Genomic DNA, 16,774 nt, shown 5'->3' with positions numbered 1-16,774 from the left:
ATGGCAGAGAACAGTCCGACCGAAATCCTCACCGGCGCCGCCGTGCTGGCCCTGGCTGCCGGCTTCTTCGTCTATGCCTCGAATGCGACCGGCATGATCGGCGGTCCCGGCCAGCAGCATTACGAGCTGAGCGCGAGCTTCCGGTCTGCCGAGGGCGTTAATCTCGGCACCGACGTCCGGCTGGCCGGGGTCAAGGTCGGCACCGTGACCGGGCTCGAGCTCAACCCGCAGACTTTCCGCGCCGATACTCGCTTCACCGTCCGCAACGGCATCGAGATCCCCGATGACAGCACCGCGTCGGTCAGCTCCGAGGGGCTTCTGGGCGGCACCTTCCTCGAACTGGTGCCGGGCGGCTCGCCCTTCAATCTCGAGCCGGGCGCCGAGGTGCTCGACACCCAGGGGGCGGTCGGGCTGATCTCGCTTCTGATGAAATTCGTCGGCGGCGGTGGCGACAAGGGCGGCGCGGATGCCGCAGCGGATGGCGGAGACGATCCGAAATGATCCGAGCGGCGCTGGCCCTGGCGCTGATCGCGACCCCGCTTCTGGCGCAGCAGCAATGGAGCCCCGAGGGCTGGACCCCGGATGGCTGGACGGTCGCGCCGCTTGAGGAGATGCCCCGCGCCGAAGAGATGATGGATGCGCTGGGGCTGGGCGACACGACGCTGGCGGACCGCCCGCTGCCGCTTGTGTCCCGGCCCGATCCACTGGCGTTGCAGGACCCCCGGACCGAGACCCGGACCGCGGCCGTGACCGAGACGGCGCCTCGGGGCGCGGTGCTGCGCGGGCTCGACAAGCTCTCGGGCGACACGGTCGATCTGACGCTGGCCCCGGGCGAAACCGGCCGGGTCTGGCGGCTGACGGTGACGCTGGACGAATGCCGCTTTCCGGCCGACAACCCGGCCTCGGACGCCTTCGCCCATCTCGACATCTCCGATCCGAGCCGCGGCAGCCACCTGTTCTCGGGCTGGATGATCGCGTCGAGCCCGGCCCTGAACCCGCTCGACAATGCCCGCTACGACGTCTGGGTGCTGCGCTGCAAAAGCAGCTGAGGCGCGGGGATCGGCCCTGCGTGGTCGAATGTGGCGTTCTGGTTCACCGCCCGCTTCAGCCGTGAAAGATAGTCCTCGCGCTCGATCTCCACGGCGCCGAGGCTGGCCAGATGGTCGGTCAGGAACTGGGTGTCGAAAAGCGTGAAGCCGCCGATCCGGAGCCGGTCGACCAGATAGGCCAGGGCCACTTTCGAGGCGTCGGTGCGGTGCGAGAACATGCTTTCGCCGAAGAAGGCGCTGCCAAGCGCGATGCCGTAGACCCCGCCCACCAGGATGTCGTCCTGCCAGACCTCCAGCGAATGGGCATGGCCAAGCTCGAAGAGCTGGCGGTAGAGCCGGAAGATCTCTGCATTGATCCAGGTCTCTGGCCGGTCGGCGCAGCATTCCACGACATGCTCGAACGCGGTATCGGTCCGGATCGCGAAGCGGGCACGGCGGATCGTGCGGGCGAGGCTTTTCGAGATGTGGAAGCCGTCGAGCGGGAAGATGCCGCGTTTGCGCGGATTGACCCAGAAGATCCGCGGATCATGCCGCGACTCGGCCATGGGGAAGATCCCCATGGCATAGGCCCTGAGCAGGGTCAGTGGCGTGAGCCGGTCGGCATCCATCATCGCTCCCCAGGCCGGGGGCGCGCCGGTCAGAGCTCGGGCCCGGACTCCAGCCAGCGTTCCAGCCAATGGATATTGTAATTGCCGCTCTGGATGTCCGGTTCCATCAGAAGCGCCCGGAACAGCGGCGCGGTGGTCTCGACCCCGTCGACGATCAGCTCGCCCAGCGCGCGGTCCAGCCGCGCCAGAGCCTCGTTCCGGTCGCGGCCACGCACGATCAGCTTGCCGATCAGGCTGTCGTAATAGGGCGGGATGGAATAGCCGTCGTAAAGGGCCGAATCCATCCGGACACCAAGGCCGCCCGGGGCGTGATAGGCGCTGATCTTGCCGGGGCAGGGCGCGAAATTCGGCAGCCGCTCGGCATTGATCCGGACCTCGATGGCATGACCGTTCAGCTGAAGCTCGTCCTGCGTGAACGAGAGCGGCAGGCCCTCGGCCACCCGGATCTGTTCGCGCACGAGATCGACGCCGAAGATGGCCTCGGTCACCGGATGCTCGACCTGAAGACGGGTGTTCATCTCGATGAAGTAGAACTCGCCATCCTCATAGAGGAATTCGATTGTTCCGGCGCCGGAATAGCCGATCCGGGCCACCGCGTCGGCGCAGACCTTGCCGATGCGGGCGCGGGTCTCGGGGTCGATGACGGGGCCTGGGGCTTCTTCGAGAACCTTCTGGTGACGGCGCTGCAGCGAGCAGTCGCGTTCGCCCAGATGGACGGCATTGCCCTTGCCGTCGCCGAAGACCTGGATCTCGATATGGCGGGGCCGGCCGAGATATTTCTCGATATAGACCTCGTCATTGCCGAAGGCCGATTTGGCCTCGGCCCGCGCGGTCTGGAAGGCCTGTTCCAGGTCCGCGGCGGTCTTGGCAAGTTTCATCCCGCGCCCGCCGCCGCCGGCGGTGGCCTTGATGATGACAGGATAGCCGATTTCGGCCGCGACCGTCTTCGCGGTCTCGAGATCGGGCACGCCGCCGTCGGAACCGGGCACGCAGGGAACCCCCAGCGCCTTCATGGTCTCCTTGGCGGTGATCTTGTCGCCCATCATCCGGATATGCTCGGCCGAGGGACCGATGAAGGTCAGGCCGTGATCCTCGACGATCTGCACGAAGCGGGCATTCTCGGACAGGAAGCCGTAGCCCGGATGGATCGCCTGGGCCCCGGTGATCTCGCAGGCCGAGATGATCGAGGGGATCGACAGATAGCTTTCGGTGCCCGAAGGCGGGCCGATGCAGACGCTTTCATCGGCCATCCGGACATGCATGGCATCGGCATCGGCGGTGGAATGGACCGCGACGGAATGGATGCCCATTTCGCGACAGGCGCGGATCACGCGAAGCGCGATCTCTCCGCGATTGGCGATGAGGATCTTGTCGAACATGATCCGCCGCGCCTTATTCGATGATCATCAGAGGCGTGCCGTATTCGACCGGCGAGGCATCCTCGACGAGGATGCGCTTGACGGTACCGGCGCGCGGGGCGGGGATGTGGTTCATCGTCTTCATGGCCTCGACGATCAGAAGCGTCTGGCCCTCGGTCACGCTGTCGCCGACCTTGACGAAGGCGTCCGAGCCGGGCTCGGGCTGCAGATAGGCGGTGCCGACCATCGGCGAGGTCACGGCGCCCGGGTGCTGGGCGGGATCCTCTGCGCTGACTTCGACGGTGGTGCCGGGCGCTGCCGCGGCGGGGGCCGGGGCATAGGCGGGCATCTGCATCGTCGGCGCCTGTGCGACGACGGGGGCCGGCTGCGAGCGCGATACCCGCACGTCCAGCGAGTCGTCCTCGCCGTATTCGCGCTTGACCTGCAATTCGGTCAGGTCGTGTTCGCGCAGAAGCTCGGCCAGCGCCTGGATGAAGGCGACATCCGCCTCGTGGGAAGTCTTGGTCATGCCTGTCCTCGATCGGTCACGCGGCCCCGCGCCGGAGCGTAGGGCCGCGGTAAGAGAATTGAGGCGCTTATACGCGAGGGGAACCCCCATGGAAAGGCGGTGCGGCCGGTTTTCGCGGTGCGCCCGGGCCGGGGGCTGGCGGGCCGTCAAAGATGCCGCAGGTTCCGACAATGCCCGGGCGTACGGCGGCCGGGATGGTGCCGCTCCGCGTGCGCTCTCGCATGACGCTCTTCGACACGTGCCCTTTCCCTGGGCGAAGGCGCCCCGGAACGGCCCGTATCTGCGGCAAAGCGGCAGGCTGGAAAATTTATCTTTTGATCAAATCAGACCATGTGGCAGGCTTGCCTGGAGACGAGGTCAGGGAGAGCCGGAATGGCCAATTCGCCACTCAGCCCGGGCGTGGTTCCCGGGCGTCTGCAGCCAGAAGACTATACCCGGAACTTTGCCGAAAAGGCGCCGCCGCTCAGTGACCACGAGGCCGCGGTGGCGGCGGATCGCTGTTATTTCTGTCATGATGCGCCCTGTGTCGAGGCCTGTCCGACGGCCATCGACATTCCGCTTTTCATCCGCGAGATCGCGACCGGTGCGCCCGCCGCAGCGGCACGGACGATCTTTCAGCAGAACATCCTGGGCGGCATGTGTGCCCGGGTCTGTCCGACCGAACAGCTTTGCGAAGAGGCTTGCGTGCGGATGGTGGCCGAGGCCAGCCCGGTCGAGATCGGCCGGCTGCAGCGCTTTGCCACCGACAGGCTGATGGCGCGCGAAGGCCACCCCTTTCCTCGCGCGGCGCCAACCGGGCGGCGCATCGCGGTGGTGGGGGCCGGGCCCGCGGGGCTGGCCTGCGCCCACCGGCTGGCGATGAAGGGGCATGAGGTGCAGCTATTCGACGCACGGCCCAAGGCGGGCGGGCTCAGTGAATATGGCATCGCTGCCTACAAGACTGTCGACGATTATGCCCAGGCCGAGGTGGCCTGGCTGCTGCGGATCGGCGGCATCGCGGTGACCAATGGCAAGGCGCTGGGGCGTGACATCACGCTGGACGAGCTGCGCGCCGGGCATGACGCGGTGTTCCTTGCCATCGGGCTTGGCGGTGTCAACGCGCTGCGCGCCGAGGGCGAGGAGAAGGCGCAGGTGGTGGATGCGGTCGATTTCATCGCCCGTCTGCGCCAGACGGGGGATCTGTCCTCCATTCCGGTCGGGCGCCATGTGGTGGTGATTGGCGGCGGCATGACGGCGGTCGACGCGGCGGTGCAGTCGAAGCTTCTGGGGGCCGATACCGTCACCATGGTCTACCGCCGCGGCCGCGCCGCGATGGGCGCCTCGGAGGAAGAGCAGCATCTGGCCAGTTCCAAGGGCGTGCGGATCGTGACGGGCGCGGCACCCCTGCGCCTGCTGGGCGAGGGCGCGGTCGAGGCGGTGGAATTCGCCTATACCCGTGAGACCGAAGCCGGGCTGGAGCTGACCGGCGAGACGTTCCGGCTCCGGGCCGATCAGGTGCTGAAGGCCATCGGTCAGAAGCTCGAGGGCGCGCCCGAGGGGATCGAGATCGCGGGGCGCAAGATCGCGGTGACCGGGCCTGGGCGAACCTCTCTGGTCGGGGTCTGGGCCGGGGGCGACTGCGCCGCAGGTGGCGACGATCTGACGGTGACGGCGGTGGCCGAGGGCCGCGACGCCGCCGAGGACATTCACGCAACGCTGATGACGGAGGGCTGAGCGATGGCCGATCTTTCCTGCGATTTCGTCGGTATCAAAAGCCCGAATCCGTTCTGGCTGGCCTCGGCGCCGCCGACCGACAAGGAATACAATGTCCGCCGGGCCTTCGAGGCGGGCTGGGGCGGCGTGGTCTGGAAGACGCTGGGCGAGGACGGCGCGCCGGTCGTCAATGTCAACGGTCCCCGCTATGGCGCGATCCACGGCGCCGACCGGCGGCTGCTGGGGCTGAACAATATCGAACTGATCACCGATCGGCCGCTCGAGGTGAACCTGCGCGAAATCACCGCGGTCAAGCGGGACTATCCCGACCGGGCTCTGGTCGTGTCGCTGATGGTGCCCTGCGAGGAGGAGGCCTGGAGGCGCATTCTCGCCCGGGTCGAGGACACCGGCGCCGACGGCGTCGAGCTGAATTTCGGCTGTCCGCACGGGATGAGCGAACGCGGAATGGGGGCTGCGGTGGGGCAGGTGCCCGATTATGTCGAAATGGTCACCCGCTGGTGCAAGCAGAATACGCGCATGCCGGTGATCGTGAAGCTGACGCCCAATATCACCGATATCCGCCTGGCCAGCCGCGCCGCGCATAAGGGGGGCGCCGATGCGGTCAGCCTGATCAATACCATCAACTCGATCACCTCGGTCGATCTGGACCTGATGGCGCCAGAGCCCACCATCGACGGCAAGGGCACCCATGGCGGCTATTGCGGCCCGGCGGTCAAGCCCATCGCGCTGAACATGGTGGCCGAGATCGCCCGCGACCCGGCGACCCGAGGGCTGCCGATTTCGGGCATCGGCGGGGTGACCACCTGGAAGGATGCGGCCGAGTTCATGGCGCTGGGGGCGGGCAATGTGCAGGTCTGCACCGCGGCGATGACCTACGGGTTCCGGATCGTGCAGGAGATGAAGGCGGGGCTGTCGGACTGGATGGAGCGCAAGGGGCACGCACGGCTGGACGATTTCGTCGGCATGGCGGTGCCCAACGTGACCGACTGGCAGTATCTGAACCTCAACTACATCGCCAAGGCGCGGATCGACCCGGAAACCTGCATCAAATGCGGCCGCTGCTATGCGGCCTGCGAGGATACCAGCCATCAGGCCATCGAGATGACGGCGGACCGATCCTTCCTGGTCAGGGACGAAGACTGCGTGGCCTGCAATCTCTGTGTGGAGGTCTGTCCGGTGGAGGGCTGTATCGACATGCGAGAACTTTCCCCGGGCGAAGTCGATCTGCGCACGGGGAAGGAGGTTCCCGCCAGTTACGGGAATTGGACGACCCACCCCAACAATCCCGGACGGAAAAACGCCGCGGAACAGGGGTTGGGATAGGTCAGATTTCGATGTCGAGCTGGCGCGGGGCCGGCTCGGCAGTATCCGTGACCACTTCACCCCGCCAGAAGACCGAAGCCTCGCTCACGCGCCGTTCGGCTTCGAGTTGAAGCGGCGTCGTGTCGAAGGCAGGCGGCGGTCCAGCAGGGCGGTCGGGATCGGGCGCGGGAAATTCCTGACGTATCGGCGTCTGACCGCGTTGCCCGGTCTCGGCGCGGGTCTGGGTTGCGCCGCCACCGGATTGGGCAGCGGCAACGGGCGCCGTCGGCGCCGCAGGGGCGACGGTGGTCGGCGCCACATCGTGCACACCACCCACCGAAATGGGAGCGATAATTTGCATGTCACCCAAGCTCCAGCTCAGGCCCCCACCACCATCGAGAAATATGCACCGAAAGGGCGGCGTTGAGAAGAGGAAAGCTCCGTATTTCTGGTGTCGAGGTTAACGATGTCTGAACGGAGGCGGGCGATCAGGGGGTGAGCAGGCGGCGGAACAGCGTCGTCAGATAGCGCTCGGCGCCATCGAACGGATCGTCCTTGCCCTCGCCCAGAACGGCCCGCACCTGAATGTCGAAATCGGCGTAATGCTGGGTCAGCGCCCAGATCGAGAAGATCAGATGATAGGGGTCTACCGGCGCGATCCGGCCCGCGCGCGCCCAGCCCTCGATCACTGCGGCGCTGTGATCGACAAGGCTTTTCAGCTCGCCTTCGAGGGTCGGCCGGATATGCCCGGCGCCTTGCAAGATCTCATTGGCGAATAACCGGCTTTCGCGCGGGTAATCGCGGCTCATCACCAGCTTGCGGCGGACATATCCCAAAAGCTCGTCCAGCGGCTCGCCCTCCGGATCGAGCGCGCGCAGCGGCGCCAGCCAGGTGTCCAGCAGGCCCGCCAGAAGCGCCTCGTGCATCGCCTCCTTGGAGGGGAAGTAGTAAAGCAGGTTCGGCTTCGAAAGCCCGGCCTTCCGGGCGATCTGGTCGAGCGTCGCGCCGCGGAAACCCTGTTTCGAGAAGACGTCCAGCGCGGCCTCGAGGATGGTCTCGCGATTCCGGCGTTGAATGCGGGTGCGGGGCGGCGAAGGTGTCATGCGGGGCTCCGGAAATGGACGCGTCGGTGAATTTCACTTTCCATCGATTGCGCAAAATCCCATCATCTGATGGCAGAAACCGCCATTCGGTCAGACACCCGGAAATCGACCCGGGCCGGAGCCGGGACCGTTATGTTGACTGGTCTTCGACCTCTGCTAGCGTGCTCCTGACCGTTTGGTCAATTGTTTTGGATCTTTCGCCTTTGCGCAGGCGGAGGGTGGAAATCAGGGGGAGGCTCCCATGGCGCTCGATCGTAATTCCGGTCCCAATGACCTTTCGGCCTTCTGGATGCCGTTCACCGCGAACCGGCAGTTCAAGGCGGCGCCACGGATGCTGGTGGGTGCGGAGGGCATGTATTACCGCACCGCGGATGGCCGCCAGGTGCTGGATGGCACGGCGGGGCTTTGGTGCTGCAATGCCGGCCATTGCCGGCCGCAGATCACCGAGGCGGTCGCCAAGCAGGCGGCAGAGCTCGATTATGCGCCCGCCTTCCAGATGGGCCATCCCAGGGCCTTCGAGCTTGCCAGCGCGCTGCGCGACATGGCGCCCGAGGGGATGGAGCATGTCTTCTTCACCAATTCGGGCTCCGAATCCGTCGAGACCGCGCTGAAGATCGCCCTCGCCTATCACCGGGCGCGGGGCGAGGGCTCCCGCACCCGGCTGATCGGGCGCGAGCGCGGCTATCACGGGGTGAATTTCGGCGGCATCTCGGTCGGTGGCATCGGTCCCAACCGCAAGATGTTCGGCACGCTCCTGACCGGGGTCGACCATCTGCCCCATACCCATCTGCCCGAGCAGAACGCCTTCACCCGCGGCCAGCCCGAGCATGGCGCCCATCTGGCCGAGGATCTGGAACGGCTGATCGCGCTCCATGGCGCCGATACCATCGCCGCGGTCATCGTCGAGCCGATGTCGGGCTCGACCGGCGTGCTGCTGCCGCCCAGGGGCTATCTGGAACGGCTGCGCGAGATCACCAAGAAGCACGGCATTCTCCTGATCTTCGACGAGGTCATCACCGGCTTCGGGCGGCTGGGCTCGTCCTTCGCGGCCGAGCATTTCGGGGTGCTTCCCGATCTGATGACCACCGCGAAGGGCCTGACCAACGGGGTAATCCCGATGGGCGCGGTCCTGACCACGGCCGCGGTGCATGACGCCTTCATGCAAGGGCCCGACCATCTCATCGAATTCTTCCACGGCTATACCTATTCCGGCAACCCGATTGCCGCGGCCGCGGGGCTCGCGACGCTCGGGATCTATCGCGAGGAGGGGCTGTTCGAGAATGCCGCCGCCCTCGCGCCCTATTGGGAAGAGGCGCTGCATTCCTTGAAGGGGCTGCCGCATGTGATCGACATCCGCAACATGGGTCTGGTCGGCGCGGTCGAGCTCGAGCCGATCGCGGGCGAGCCGACCAAGCGGGCCTTCACGGCCTTCCTCGATGCCTTCGAGAAGGACCTGATGATCCGGACCACCGGCGATATCATCGCGATGTCGCCGCCGCTGATGATCAACAAGGCGCAGATCGACGAACTCTTCGGCAAGCTCACCGATGTCCTCAAGGCGCTGGACTGAGCTTTTTCACCAGCCCGCCCGCCGGAGCGGTCCGGCGGGCGCAGATACGGCCCCGACCGTCCCGGCCCCGGGGCGCTCCGGGGAGGGCGTGCTCGGACGCGGGGCCGGTCCCGGGCCTGTCTGCAAGGGCCGGAAGGCCGGGCATCCCGTCACCGGGGCCTTTCGGAAGTCCCCGGATCACGCGCTTTCGTGGAGATGCGTGAGAGCCGGGCGGCTGTCCGGCAGGATCATGGGCCGTCCCGCCTGTGCGGGAGGCCCAACCGTATCCGCCGGACGGTCGAGTGACATTGTTCCCGGTGCCGCAGAGGCGCGCAGCGGGGTGGGGGTGCGTCTGCGGCCCTGACGGCAAACAAGAAAACACAGGTGAGGTAAGACGATGACAACCCCGGGAGAGAATCTGCGCATCAATCGCGACCGGCTCTGGGACAGCCTGATGGAAATGGCCAAGATCGGCCCCGGCGTCGCGGGCGGCAACAACCGCCAGACCCTGACCGATGCCGATGCCGAGGGCCGCGCGCTGTTCCAGAGCTGGTGCGACGAGGCCGGGCTGACGATGGGTGTCGACCGGATGGGCACGATGTTCGCGACCCGCGCGGGCGAGAATCCGGATGCGCTGCCGGTCTATGTCGGCAGCCATCTCGACACCCAGCCCACGGGCGGGAAATATGACGGGGTGCTGGGGGTTCTGGGCGCGCTCGAGGCGGTGCGCACGATGAACGATCTGGGGATCCGCACGAAGCATCCCATCGTCGTGACCAACTGGGCCAATGAAGAGGGCGCGCGCTTTGCCCCCGCCATGCTGGCCTCGGGCGTCTTCGCGGGCGTTCATACGCTCGACTATGCCTATGCGCGCGAGGATCTCGAGGGGCTCCGCTATGGCGACGAGCTGGCCCGGATCGGCTGGAAGGGCGAGGAAGAGGTCGGCGCGCGCAAGATGCATGCCTATTACGAACTGCATATCGAGCAGGGCCCGATCCTCGAGGCCGAGGGCAAGGAGATCGGGGTCGTCACCCATTGCCAGGGGCTGTGGTGGCTGGAATTCACCCTGACCGGCCGTGAGGCGCATACCGGCTCGACGCCGATGGCGATGCGGGTGAATGCGGGGCTGGCGGCGGCGCGCATCTTAGAGATGGTGCAGGAGGTCGCGATGGCGGCCCAGCCCAATGCCGTGGGCGGCGTGGGCCAGATGCAGTTCTCGCCCAATTCGCGCAACGTGCTTCCCGGGAGCGTGGTCTTCACCGTCGATATCCGCACCCCCGATCAGGCCAAGCTCGACCGGATGCGGGCCGAGATCGAGACCCGCGCGGCGGCGATCTGCGAGGATCTGGGCGTCGGTTGTTCGGTCGAGCCGGTCGGCCATTTCGACCCCGTGACCTTCACCCCCGATCTGGTGAGCGCGGTCCGGAGCGCGGCCGGGAAGCTCGGCTATTCGCATATGGATCTCGTCTCGGGGGCGGGACACGATGCCTGCTGGGCCGCCAGGGTCGCGCCCACCACGATGATCATGTGCCCCTGCGTCGGCGGACTCTCGCATAACGAGGCCGAGGAGATCTCGAAGGACTGGGCCGCGGCCGGGGCCGATGTGCTGTGCCATGCGGTGCTGGAAACGGCGGGGATCGTCGAGTGAATACGGCGGGAAGGTTTCTTGCCGTAGGCTTAATCTGTGCTTTGCCAAGCACGGTGTTCGGCTGGGGGGGCGGTGGTTCAGATTATGGCGGTGAGTTTGGTAGTGCTGGAGGCGACGGTTGTGGAGGGTGCGGGTATCCGGAGAGCATAGAGGAAGAAGCGAAGAGCCTTCGAAAGAGCTTCGAAGCTTCGAGTTTGCAGGCCCTCATGGATCAGCAGATATTGGGCACCCTTTGCGAAAATCACGTTTGTGGAACGCTTTCGGAAACCCAGGCAAGCCGACTGCTGGATCGTGCCGTTCTCGAAGACCGGTATGCCGTAGAACAGAAGGCCCGGAACGAAGAGAAGTGGATGACAAGACTGGGAATCGGCTTTGCGGCAGCCGGTTTGCTGATTGCCTGGCTCTCGTTCCGGCAAAGCCAAGAGGCGGACAGACGATCTGTGCGCAACGAGGTGGAGATCAATCACCTGAAAGCGCCAGGGAAAAGCTAGACGCAGGGAGAAGGACATGACCACAGTCATCAAGAACGGCACCATTGTGACCGCCGATCTGAGCTATGAGGCGGATGTGCTGATCGAGGGCGGGAAGATCGCCGACATCGGCCCCGGTCTTTCGGGCGACGAGGTTCTGGACGCCACCGGCTGCTATGTGATGCCGGGCGGGATCGACCCGCATACCCATCTCGAGATGCCCTTCATGGGCACCTATTCCTCGGATGATTTCGAATCCGGCACCCGCGCGGCGCTGGCGGGCGGCACCACGATGGTGGTCGATTTCGCGCTGCCCTCGCCGGGTCAGGGGCTGCTCGATGCGCTGAAGATGTGGGACAACAAGTCGACCCGGGCGCATTGCGACTATTCCTTCCACATGGCGATCACCTGGTGGGACAGGCAGGTCTTCGACGAGATGGAGACGGTGGTGAAAGAGCGCGGCATCACCAGCTTCAAGCATTTCATGGCCTACAAGGGCTCGCTGATGGTGAATGACGACGAGATGTTCGCCTCGTTCCGCCGCTGCGCCGAGCTGGGGGCCATTCCGCTGGTCCATGCCGAGAATGGAGATGTCGTGGCCGAGCTGGCGGCCAAGCTTCTGGCCGAGGGCAATACCGGCCCCGAGGCCCATGCCTATTCGCGCCCGCCCCAGGTCGAGGGCGAGGCCACCAACCGCGCGATCATGATCGCCGACATGGCGGGGGTGCCGCTTTACGTGGTGCATGTCTCCTGTGAGGAGAGCCATGAGGCGATCCGGCGCGCGCGGATGCAGGGCAAGCGGGTCTGGGGCGAGCCGCTGATCCAGCATCTGACGCTGGACGAGAGCGAATATTTCAACGCCGACTGGGATCATGCCGCGCGGCGCGTGATGTCGCCGCCCTTCCGGAACCAGAAGCATCAGGACAGCCTTTGGGCGGGGCTTGCCTCGGGCTCGCTGTCTTGCGTCGCGACCGATCACTGCGCCTTTACCACCGATCAGAAACGCTATGGTGTCGGCGATTTCACGAAGATCCCGAACGGGACCGGCGGGCTCGAGGACCGGCTGCCGATGCTCTGGACCCATGGCGTCGGCACCGGGCGGATCACGCCTGAGGAATTCGTGGCGGTGACCTCGACCAATATCGCCAAGATCCTGAACCTCTATCCCCGGAAGGGCGCGGTGCTGGTCGGCTCGGACGCCGATCTGGTCGTCTGGGACCCCGAGAAGACCAGGACCATCAGCGCCGCGACCCAGCAATCGGCCATCGATTACAACGTCTTCGAGGGCAAGGAGGTCAGGGGCCTGCCGCGCTACACGCTGAGCCGCGGTCGCGTCGCCGTCGCCGATGACGAGGTGACGCCGCAGGAGGGCTGGGGCGAGTTCGTCAGTCGCCCGCCGAACGGGCCGGTCAACAAGGCGCTGTCCTCCTGGAAGGCGCTGACCGCGCCGCGGGCCATCGAACGGGCGGGCATCCCGGCCAGCGGCGTCTGAGGGCCGGGCGCCCCTTTGCGAGAGGGCGGGTGCGGGTCGATCCCGCGCCCGGATGTGAGGGGCGGGGCCGCACATGCGCGCGCCCCGCAGGCAAGGGACGTGACGTGAAGACACCGGTCATCAAGGCGGAAAACGTGGATCTGGTGTTCCAGACCGCAGACGGACCCGTGCAGGCGCTGAGCGATGTGTCGCTCGATGTCGGGCGCGGCGAGTTCGTCAGTTTCATCGGCCCCTCGGGCTGCGGCAAGACCACCTTCCTGCGCTGCGTGGCGGCGCTGGAACATCCGACCGGCGGCCGCCTGAGCGTCAACGGGATGAGCCCCGACACTGCCCGCATGGAGCGCAGCTACGGCTATGTCTTCCAGGCGGCCGGGCTTTACCCCTGGCGGACCATCGCCCGGAACATCCGGCTGCCGCTCGAGATCATGGGCTATCCGAAGGCCGAACAGGCGGCGCGGGTGCAGAAGGTGCTGGAGCTGGTCGATCTGGCGGGCTTCGGCAACAAGTTTCCCTGGCAGCTTTCGGGGGGCATGCAGCAGCGCGCCAGCATAGCCCGCGCGCTGGCCTTCGATGCCGATATCCTGCTGATGGACGAACCCTTCGGCGCGCTGGACGAGATTGTGCGAGACCATCTGAACGAACAGCTTCTGGCGCTGTGGGCGCGGACCGGCAAGACCTGCCTGTTCGTTACCCATTCGATCCCCGAGGCGGTTTACCTGTCCACCAGGATCGTGGTGATGAGCCCGCGCCCGGGGCGGATCGCCGATGTGATCGACAGCCCGCTGCCGAAGGAGCGGCCGCTCGACATCCGCGACACGCCGGAATTCCTGGAAATCGCCCATCGCGTCCGCGAGGGGCTGCGCGTGGGGCATGCCTATGACTAGGAAACAGCGTCTGACGGGGGCGGGGCTGGCCGGGCTGTGGCTGGCGGGGCTTCTGGTCTGGATCTTCCTGCCCTCGGTGATGGCGGTGCCGGTGCTGGGCTGGGGGCCTTTCCTTCTGATCCTGGCGTCCTTGCTCTGGGGCATGCATCTTCTGGCGCGGCGGCTGACCCGCAAGGGGCGGCGCGATGCGTAATGTCCTGCCGATCCTGACGGTGGTGCTGGCGATCCTCGCGCTCTGGTACGGGGCGGCGGTGGCGCTGAACGCACGCTGGGCGCTCGATCAGGCGGCGCGCGCGGGACAGGAGCTGACGCTCGGCCAGATCGTCTCGGACACGATGCGGCAGGAGCGCCCCAAGCTGCCCGCGCCGCATCAGGTGGGGGCCGAGCTCTGGAAGACGACCGGGGCGATGGCGCTGGAGGGCCGGGCCTTCTCGAAGCGCAGCCTGATCTATCACGGCTGGGTCACGCTCTCGGCCACGCTTCTGGGCTTTGCCATCGGTGCTGGCGCGGGCATCCTGCTGGCTGTCGGGATCGTTCATAACCGCGCGATGGACCGAAGCGTGATGCCCTGGGCGATTGCCTCGCAGACCATCCCCATCCTCGCCATCGCGCCGATGATCATCGTGGTGCTGAATTCCATCGGCATCACCGGGCTGCTGCCCAAGGCCATCATCTCGGCCTATCTCTCGTTCTTCCCGGTCGCGGTCGGCATGGTGAAGGGGCTGCGCAGCCCCGATGCGATGGATCTCGACCTGATGAGGACCTGGGGCGCGCGCGCGGGGCAGATCTTCTGGAAGCTGCGCTGGCCCGCCTCGATGCCCTATCTCTTCACCTCGCTCAAGGTCGCGATGGCGGCGAGCCTTGTCGGTGCCATCGTTGGCGAACTTCCGACGGGCGCGATCCGGGGCCTTGGCGCGCGGCTTCTGGCGGGCAGCTATTACGGCCAGACCGTGCAGATCTGGAGCGCGCTTTTCGCGGCCGCGATCCTTGCCGCTCTGCTGGTCGGGCTGGTGGGGCTTGTGCAGCGGATCACGCTGAAACGGATGGGGATGGTGCGATGATCTGGGTCTTCGGCGCGCTTGTCTTCTGGGCCGTCGCCTGGGTGGTGAATGTACGGCTCGCGCGGCTCAGGGCCACGCGCGGGCTGCGTCTTCTGATGCCAGCCCTCTTCGGGCTGACCCTGCTGGTGGTCTGGGAGGGTCTCGTGCGCGGGCTGAACCTGCCCGCCGTCATCCTGCCGCCGCCCTCGGCCATCGGCGCGCGGATCGCGATCAGCCTGCCGGTGCTCTGGGGCGACTTCGTCCAGACCTTCGTCAAGGGCGCGCTGTCGGGCTATGTGCTGGGCTGCGGCGCAGGCGTGCTGACTGCCATTGCCATCGACCGCTCGCCCTTCCTGCAGCGGGGCTTGCTGCCCGTGGGCAATTTCATCGCGGCCCTGCCCATCATCGGCACCGCGCCGATCCTCGTGATGTGGTTCGGCTTCGACTGGCAGTCGAAGGCGGCGGTGGTGGTGGCCATGGTGTTCTTCCCGGTCATGGTCAACACGCTGCAGGGGCTGGCGGCCGCCGATGCCATGCAGCGCGATCTGATGAAGACCTGGTCCGCAAGCTACCTCCAGACGCTGACAAGGCTCAGGCTGCCAGCGGCCATGCCCTTCATCTTCAACGGGCTGAAGATCGCCACCACCCTGGCCCTGATCGGGGCCATCGTGGCCGAGTTCTTCGGCAGCCCGATCCAGGGCATGGGCTTCCGGATCTCGACCGAGGTCGGGCGGCTCGCGCTCGACATGGTCTGGGCCGAGATCGCCGTGGCGGCCCTGGCCGGCTCGGCCTTTTACGGCGCGGTGGCGGCGTGCGAACGCGCCGTCACCTTCTGGCACCCGTCGCAGCGGGGCCTTTGACAAACACAAAGGTCGAATGACCCGACAGGAGGTAAGGATGGACGTGAAACTGACAGGGGCGCTGGCCGCGCTTCTTCTCGGGACCGGGGCGGCAGAGGCCGCCGACGAGGTCACGCTTCAGCTCAAATGGGTGACCCAGGCCCAGTTCGCGGGCTATTACGTCGCGCTCGACAAGGGCTTTTACGACGAGGAAGACCTCGACGTGACGATCAAGCCCGGCGGACCTGACATCGCGCCAAGCCAGGTCATCGCGGGCGGCGGTGCCGATGTGATGATCGACTGGATGCCCTCGGCGCTGGCCGCGCGCGAGAAGGGGCTGCCCATCGTCAACATCGCCCAGCCCTACAAGTCCTCTGGCATGATGCTGACCTGCCTGAAGGAAACCGGCGTTGCCAGCCCAGCGGATTTCCCGGGCCGCACGCTGGGCGTCTGGTTCTTCGGCAATGAATATCCCTTCCTCAGCTGGATGGCGCATCTGGGCATTCCGACCGATGGCTCCGAGGGCGGTGTGACCGTGCTGAAACAGGGCTTCAACGTCGATCCGCTGCTGCAGAAGCAGGCCGACTGCATCTCGACCATGACCTATAACGAATATTGGCAGGTGCTCGATGCGGGGATTGCGCCCGACGAGCTGATCACCTTCAAATACGAGGATCAGGGCGTCGCGACCCTGGAAGACGGGCTTTACGTGCTCGAGGAAAAGCTGGCCGATCCGGCCGAGGTCGACAAGCTGGCGCGCTTCGTGCGGGCCTCGATGAAAGGGTGGAAATGGGCCGAGGCCAATTCCGAAGAGGCCGCGATGATCGTGCTCGACCATGACGAGACCGGGGCGCAGACCGAAAAGCACCAGATCCGGATGATGGGCGAGGTCGCCAAGCTGACCGCAGGCTCGACCGGCGTGCTCGATCCCGAGGATTATCGGCGCACGGTCGAGACGCTGCTGTCGGGCGGCTCGGACCCGGTCATCACAAGGGAACCCGAGGGCGCCTGGACCCATGCGATTTCCGACGCAGCGCTGAATTAGACCGCTGGCGGCCGGGGCTTTCCCGGCCTCTCGCACGGGGCGGGCAAGGGCGTCCCATCCGTCTTGATCGGATGCGCGAATGTGATTTACTCGACCGTGCAGTTCAGGTCCGGCGGAGCCGGATCGCCGTCGCTGAAAGGGAGAG

General features: G+C 66.3%; 18 protein-coding genes. 13 read left to right on the top strand and 5 right to left on the bottom strand.

The features are described from left to right. Both mlaD and ACK8CO_RS04415 read left to right on the top strand, forming a co-directional pair. A complete protein-coding gene (gene mlaD / locus ACK8CO_RS04420) occupies positions 1–501 on the top strand; it encodes an outer membrane lipid asymmetry maintenance protein MlaD (protein ID WP_414898285.1) in 501 nt (166 codons plus the stop codon). Next, positions 498–1,049, top strand: a complete 552-nt coding sequence (locus ACK8CO_RS04415) for a DUF2155 domain-containing protein (RefSeq protein ID WP_231119240.1) — start codon at positions 498–500, stop codon at positions 1,047–1,049. The genes mlaD and ACK8CO_RS04415 overlap by 4 nt, the downstream gene beginning before the upstream one ends. On the opposite strand, the gene aat is transcribed toward ACK8CO_RS04415, so the two are convergent. Genes aat through accB form a run of 3 tightly spaced genes read right to left on the bottom strand, consistent with a single transcriptional unit; the run spans position 1,013 to position 3,544 of the window. Then, positions 1,013–1,657, bottom strand: a complete 645-nt coding sequence (gene aat / locus ACK8CO_RS04410; RefSeq protein WP_414898284.1) for a leucyl/phenylalanyl-tRNA--protein transferase — start codon at positions 1,655–1,657, stop codon at positions 1,013–1,015. The genes ACK8CO_RS04415 and aat overlap by 37 nt on opposite strands. Positions 1,658–1,686: 29 nt before the next feature. Next, complete coding sequence (accC, locus tag ACK8CO_RS04405) at positions 1,687–3,036, bottom strand: acetyl-CoA carboxylase biotin carboxylase subunit (RefSeq protein WP_080615610.1); 1,350 nt, start codon at positions 3,034–3,036, stop codon at positions 1,687–1,689. Positions 3,037–3,049: 13 nt separating this feature from the next. Then, positions 3,050–3,544 (bottom strand): acetyl-CoA carboxylase biotin carboxyl carrier protein, encoded by a 495-nt coding sequence (gene accB, locus ACK8CO_RS04400; protein ID WP_080615611.1) that lies wholly within the window; start codon positions 3,542–3,544, stop codon positions 3,050–3,052. Positions 3,545–3,916: 372 nt separating this feature from the next. Between accB and ACK8CO_RS04395 the strand changes: the two genes are divergently transcribed. Further along, complete coding sequence (locus tag ACK8CO_RS04395; protein WP_414898283.1) at positions 3,917–5,257, top strand: NAD(P)-dependent oxidoreductase; 1,341 nt, start codon at positions 3,917–3,919, stop codon at positions 5,255–5,257. Positions 5,258–5,260: 3 nt separating this feature from the next. After that, positions 5,261–6,580: an NAD-dependent dihydropyrimidine dehydrogenase subunit PreA gene (gene preA / locus ACK8CO_RS04390; RefSeq protein WP_414898282.1), complete on the top strand. Its 1,320-nt coding sequence runs from the start codon at positions 5,261–5,263 to the stop codon at positions 6,578–6,580. A gap of 1 nt (position 6,581) precedes the next feature. Here preA and ACK8CO_RS04385 read toward each other — a convergent pair whose 3' ends face one another. Beyond that, positions 6,582–6,920 (bottom strand): hypothetical protein, encoded by a 339-nt coding sequence (locus ACK8CO_RS04385; protein ID WP_080615615.1) that lies wholly within the window; start codon positions 6,918–6,920, stop codon positions 6,582–6,584. A gap of 127 nt (positions 6,921–7,047) precedes the next feature. After that, a complete protein-coding gene (locus ACK8CO_RS04380; protein ID WP_080615616.1) occupies positions 7,048–7,662 on the bottom strand; it encodes a TetR family transcriptional regulator C-terminal domain-containing protein in 615 nt (204 codons plus the stop codon). 241 nt (positions 7,663–7,903) lie between these two features. On the opposite strand from ACK8CO_RS04380, the gene ACK8CO_RS04375 reads away from it, so the two are divergent. From ACK8CO_RS04375 to ACK8CO_RS04335, 9 genes are all read left to right on the top strand, one after another. Then, positions 7,904–9,232 carry an aspartate aminotransferase family protein gene (locus ACK8CO_RS04375; protein ID WP_080615617.1) on the top strand — a complete coding sequence of 443 codons (1,329 nt, stop codon included), beginning with the start codon at positions 7,904–7,906 and terminating at the stop codon, positions 9,230–9,232. Positions 9,233–9,608: 376 nt separating this feature from the next. After that, a complete protein-coding gene (locus tag ACK8CO_RS04370) occupies positions 9,609–10,859 on the top strand; it encodes a Zn-dependent hydrolase (protein WP_414898281.1) in 1,251 nt (416 codons plus the stop codon). Further along, complete coding sequence (locus ACK8CO_RS04365) at positions 10,856–11,350, top strand: hypothetical protein (RefSeq protein ID WP_414898280.1); 495 nt, start codon at positions 10,856–10,858, stop codon at positions 11,348–11,350. Before ACK8CO_RS04370 ends, ACK8CO_RS04365 begins: the two co-directional genes overlap by 4 nt. A gap of 16 nt (positions 11,351–11,366) precedes the next feature. Then, complete coding sequence (hydA, locus tag ACK8CO_RS04360) at positions 11,367–12,821, top strand: dihydropyrimidinase (RefSeq protein WP_414898279.1); 1,455 nt, start codon at positions 11,367–11,369, stop codon at positions 12,819–12,821. A gap of 104 nt (positions 12,822–12,925) precedes the next feature. After that, positions 12,926–13,705: an ABC transporter ATP-binding protein gene (locus ACK8CO_RS04355; protein WP_414898278.1), complete on the top strand. Its 780-nt coding sequence runs from the start codon at positions 12,926–12,928 to the stop codon at positions 13,703–13,705. After that, positions 13,698–13,898, top strand: a complete 201-nt coding sequence (locus ACK8CO_RS04350; RefSeq protein WP_414898277.1) for a hypothetical protein — start codon at positions 13,698–13,700, stop codon at positions 13,896–13,898. The genes ACK8CO_RS04355 and ACK8CO_RS04350 overlap by 8 nt, the downstream gene beginning before the upstream one ends. Next, a complete protein-coding gene (locus ACK8CO_RS04345; protein WP_414898276.1) occupies positions 13,891–14,766 on the top strand; it encodes an ABC transporter permease in 876 nt (291 codons plus the stop codon). Before ACK8CO_RS04350 ends, ACK8CO_RS04345 begins: the two co-directional genes overlap by 8 nt. Beyond that, on the top strand, positions 14,763–15,605 hold the full coding sequence (locus tag ACK8CO_RS04340; RefSeq protein ID WP_414898275.1) for an ABC transporter permease: 843 nt from the start codon (positions 14,763–14,765) through the stop codon (positions 15,603–15,605). Before ACK8CO_RS04345 ends, ACK8CO_RS04340 begins: the two co-directional genes overlap by 4 nt. A 37-nt stretch (positions 15,606–15,642) precedes the next feature. Beyond that, a complete protein-coding gene (locus tag ACK8CO_RS04335; RefSeq protein WP_414898274.1) occupies positions 15,643–16,629 on the top strand; it encodes an ABC transporter substrate-binding protein in 987 nt (328 codons plus the stop codon). The last annotated feature ends 145 nt before the right edge of the window (positions 16,630–16,774 follow it).

The organism is Rhodovulum sp. HP10, from assembly GCF_047553435.1.
Taxonomy (GTDB): Bacteria; Pseudomonadota; Alphaproteobacteria; order Rhodobacterales; family Rhodobacteraceae; genus Rhodovulum.
The sequence above is the reverse complement of the archived record's forward strand: the minus strand, read 5'-3'. Positions and strand labels throughout refer to the sequence as shown.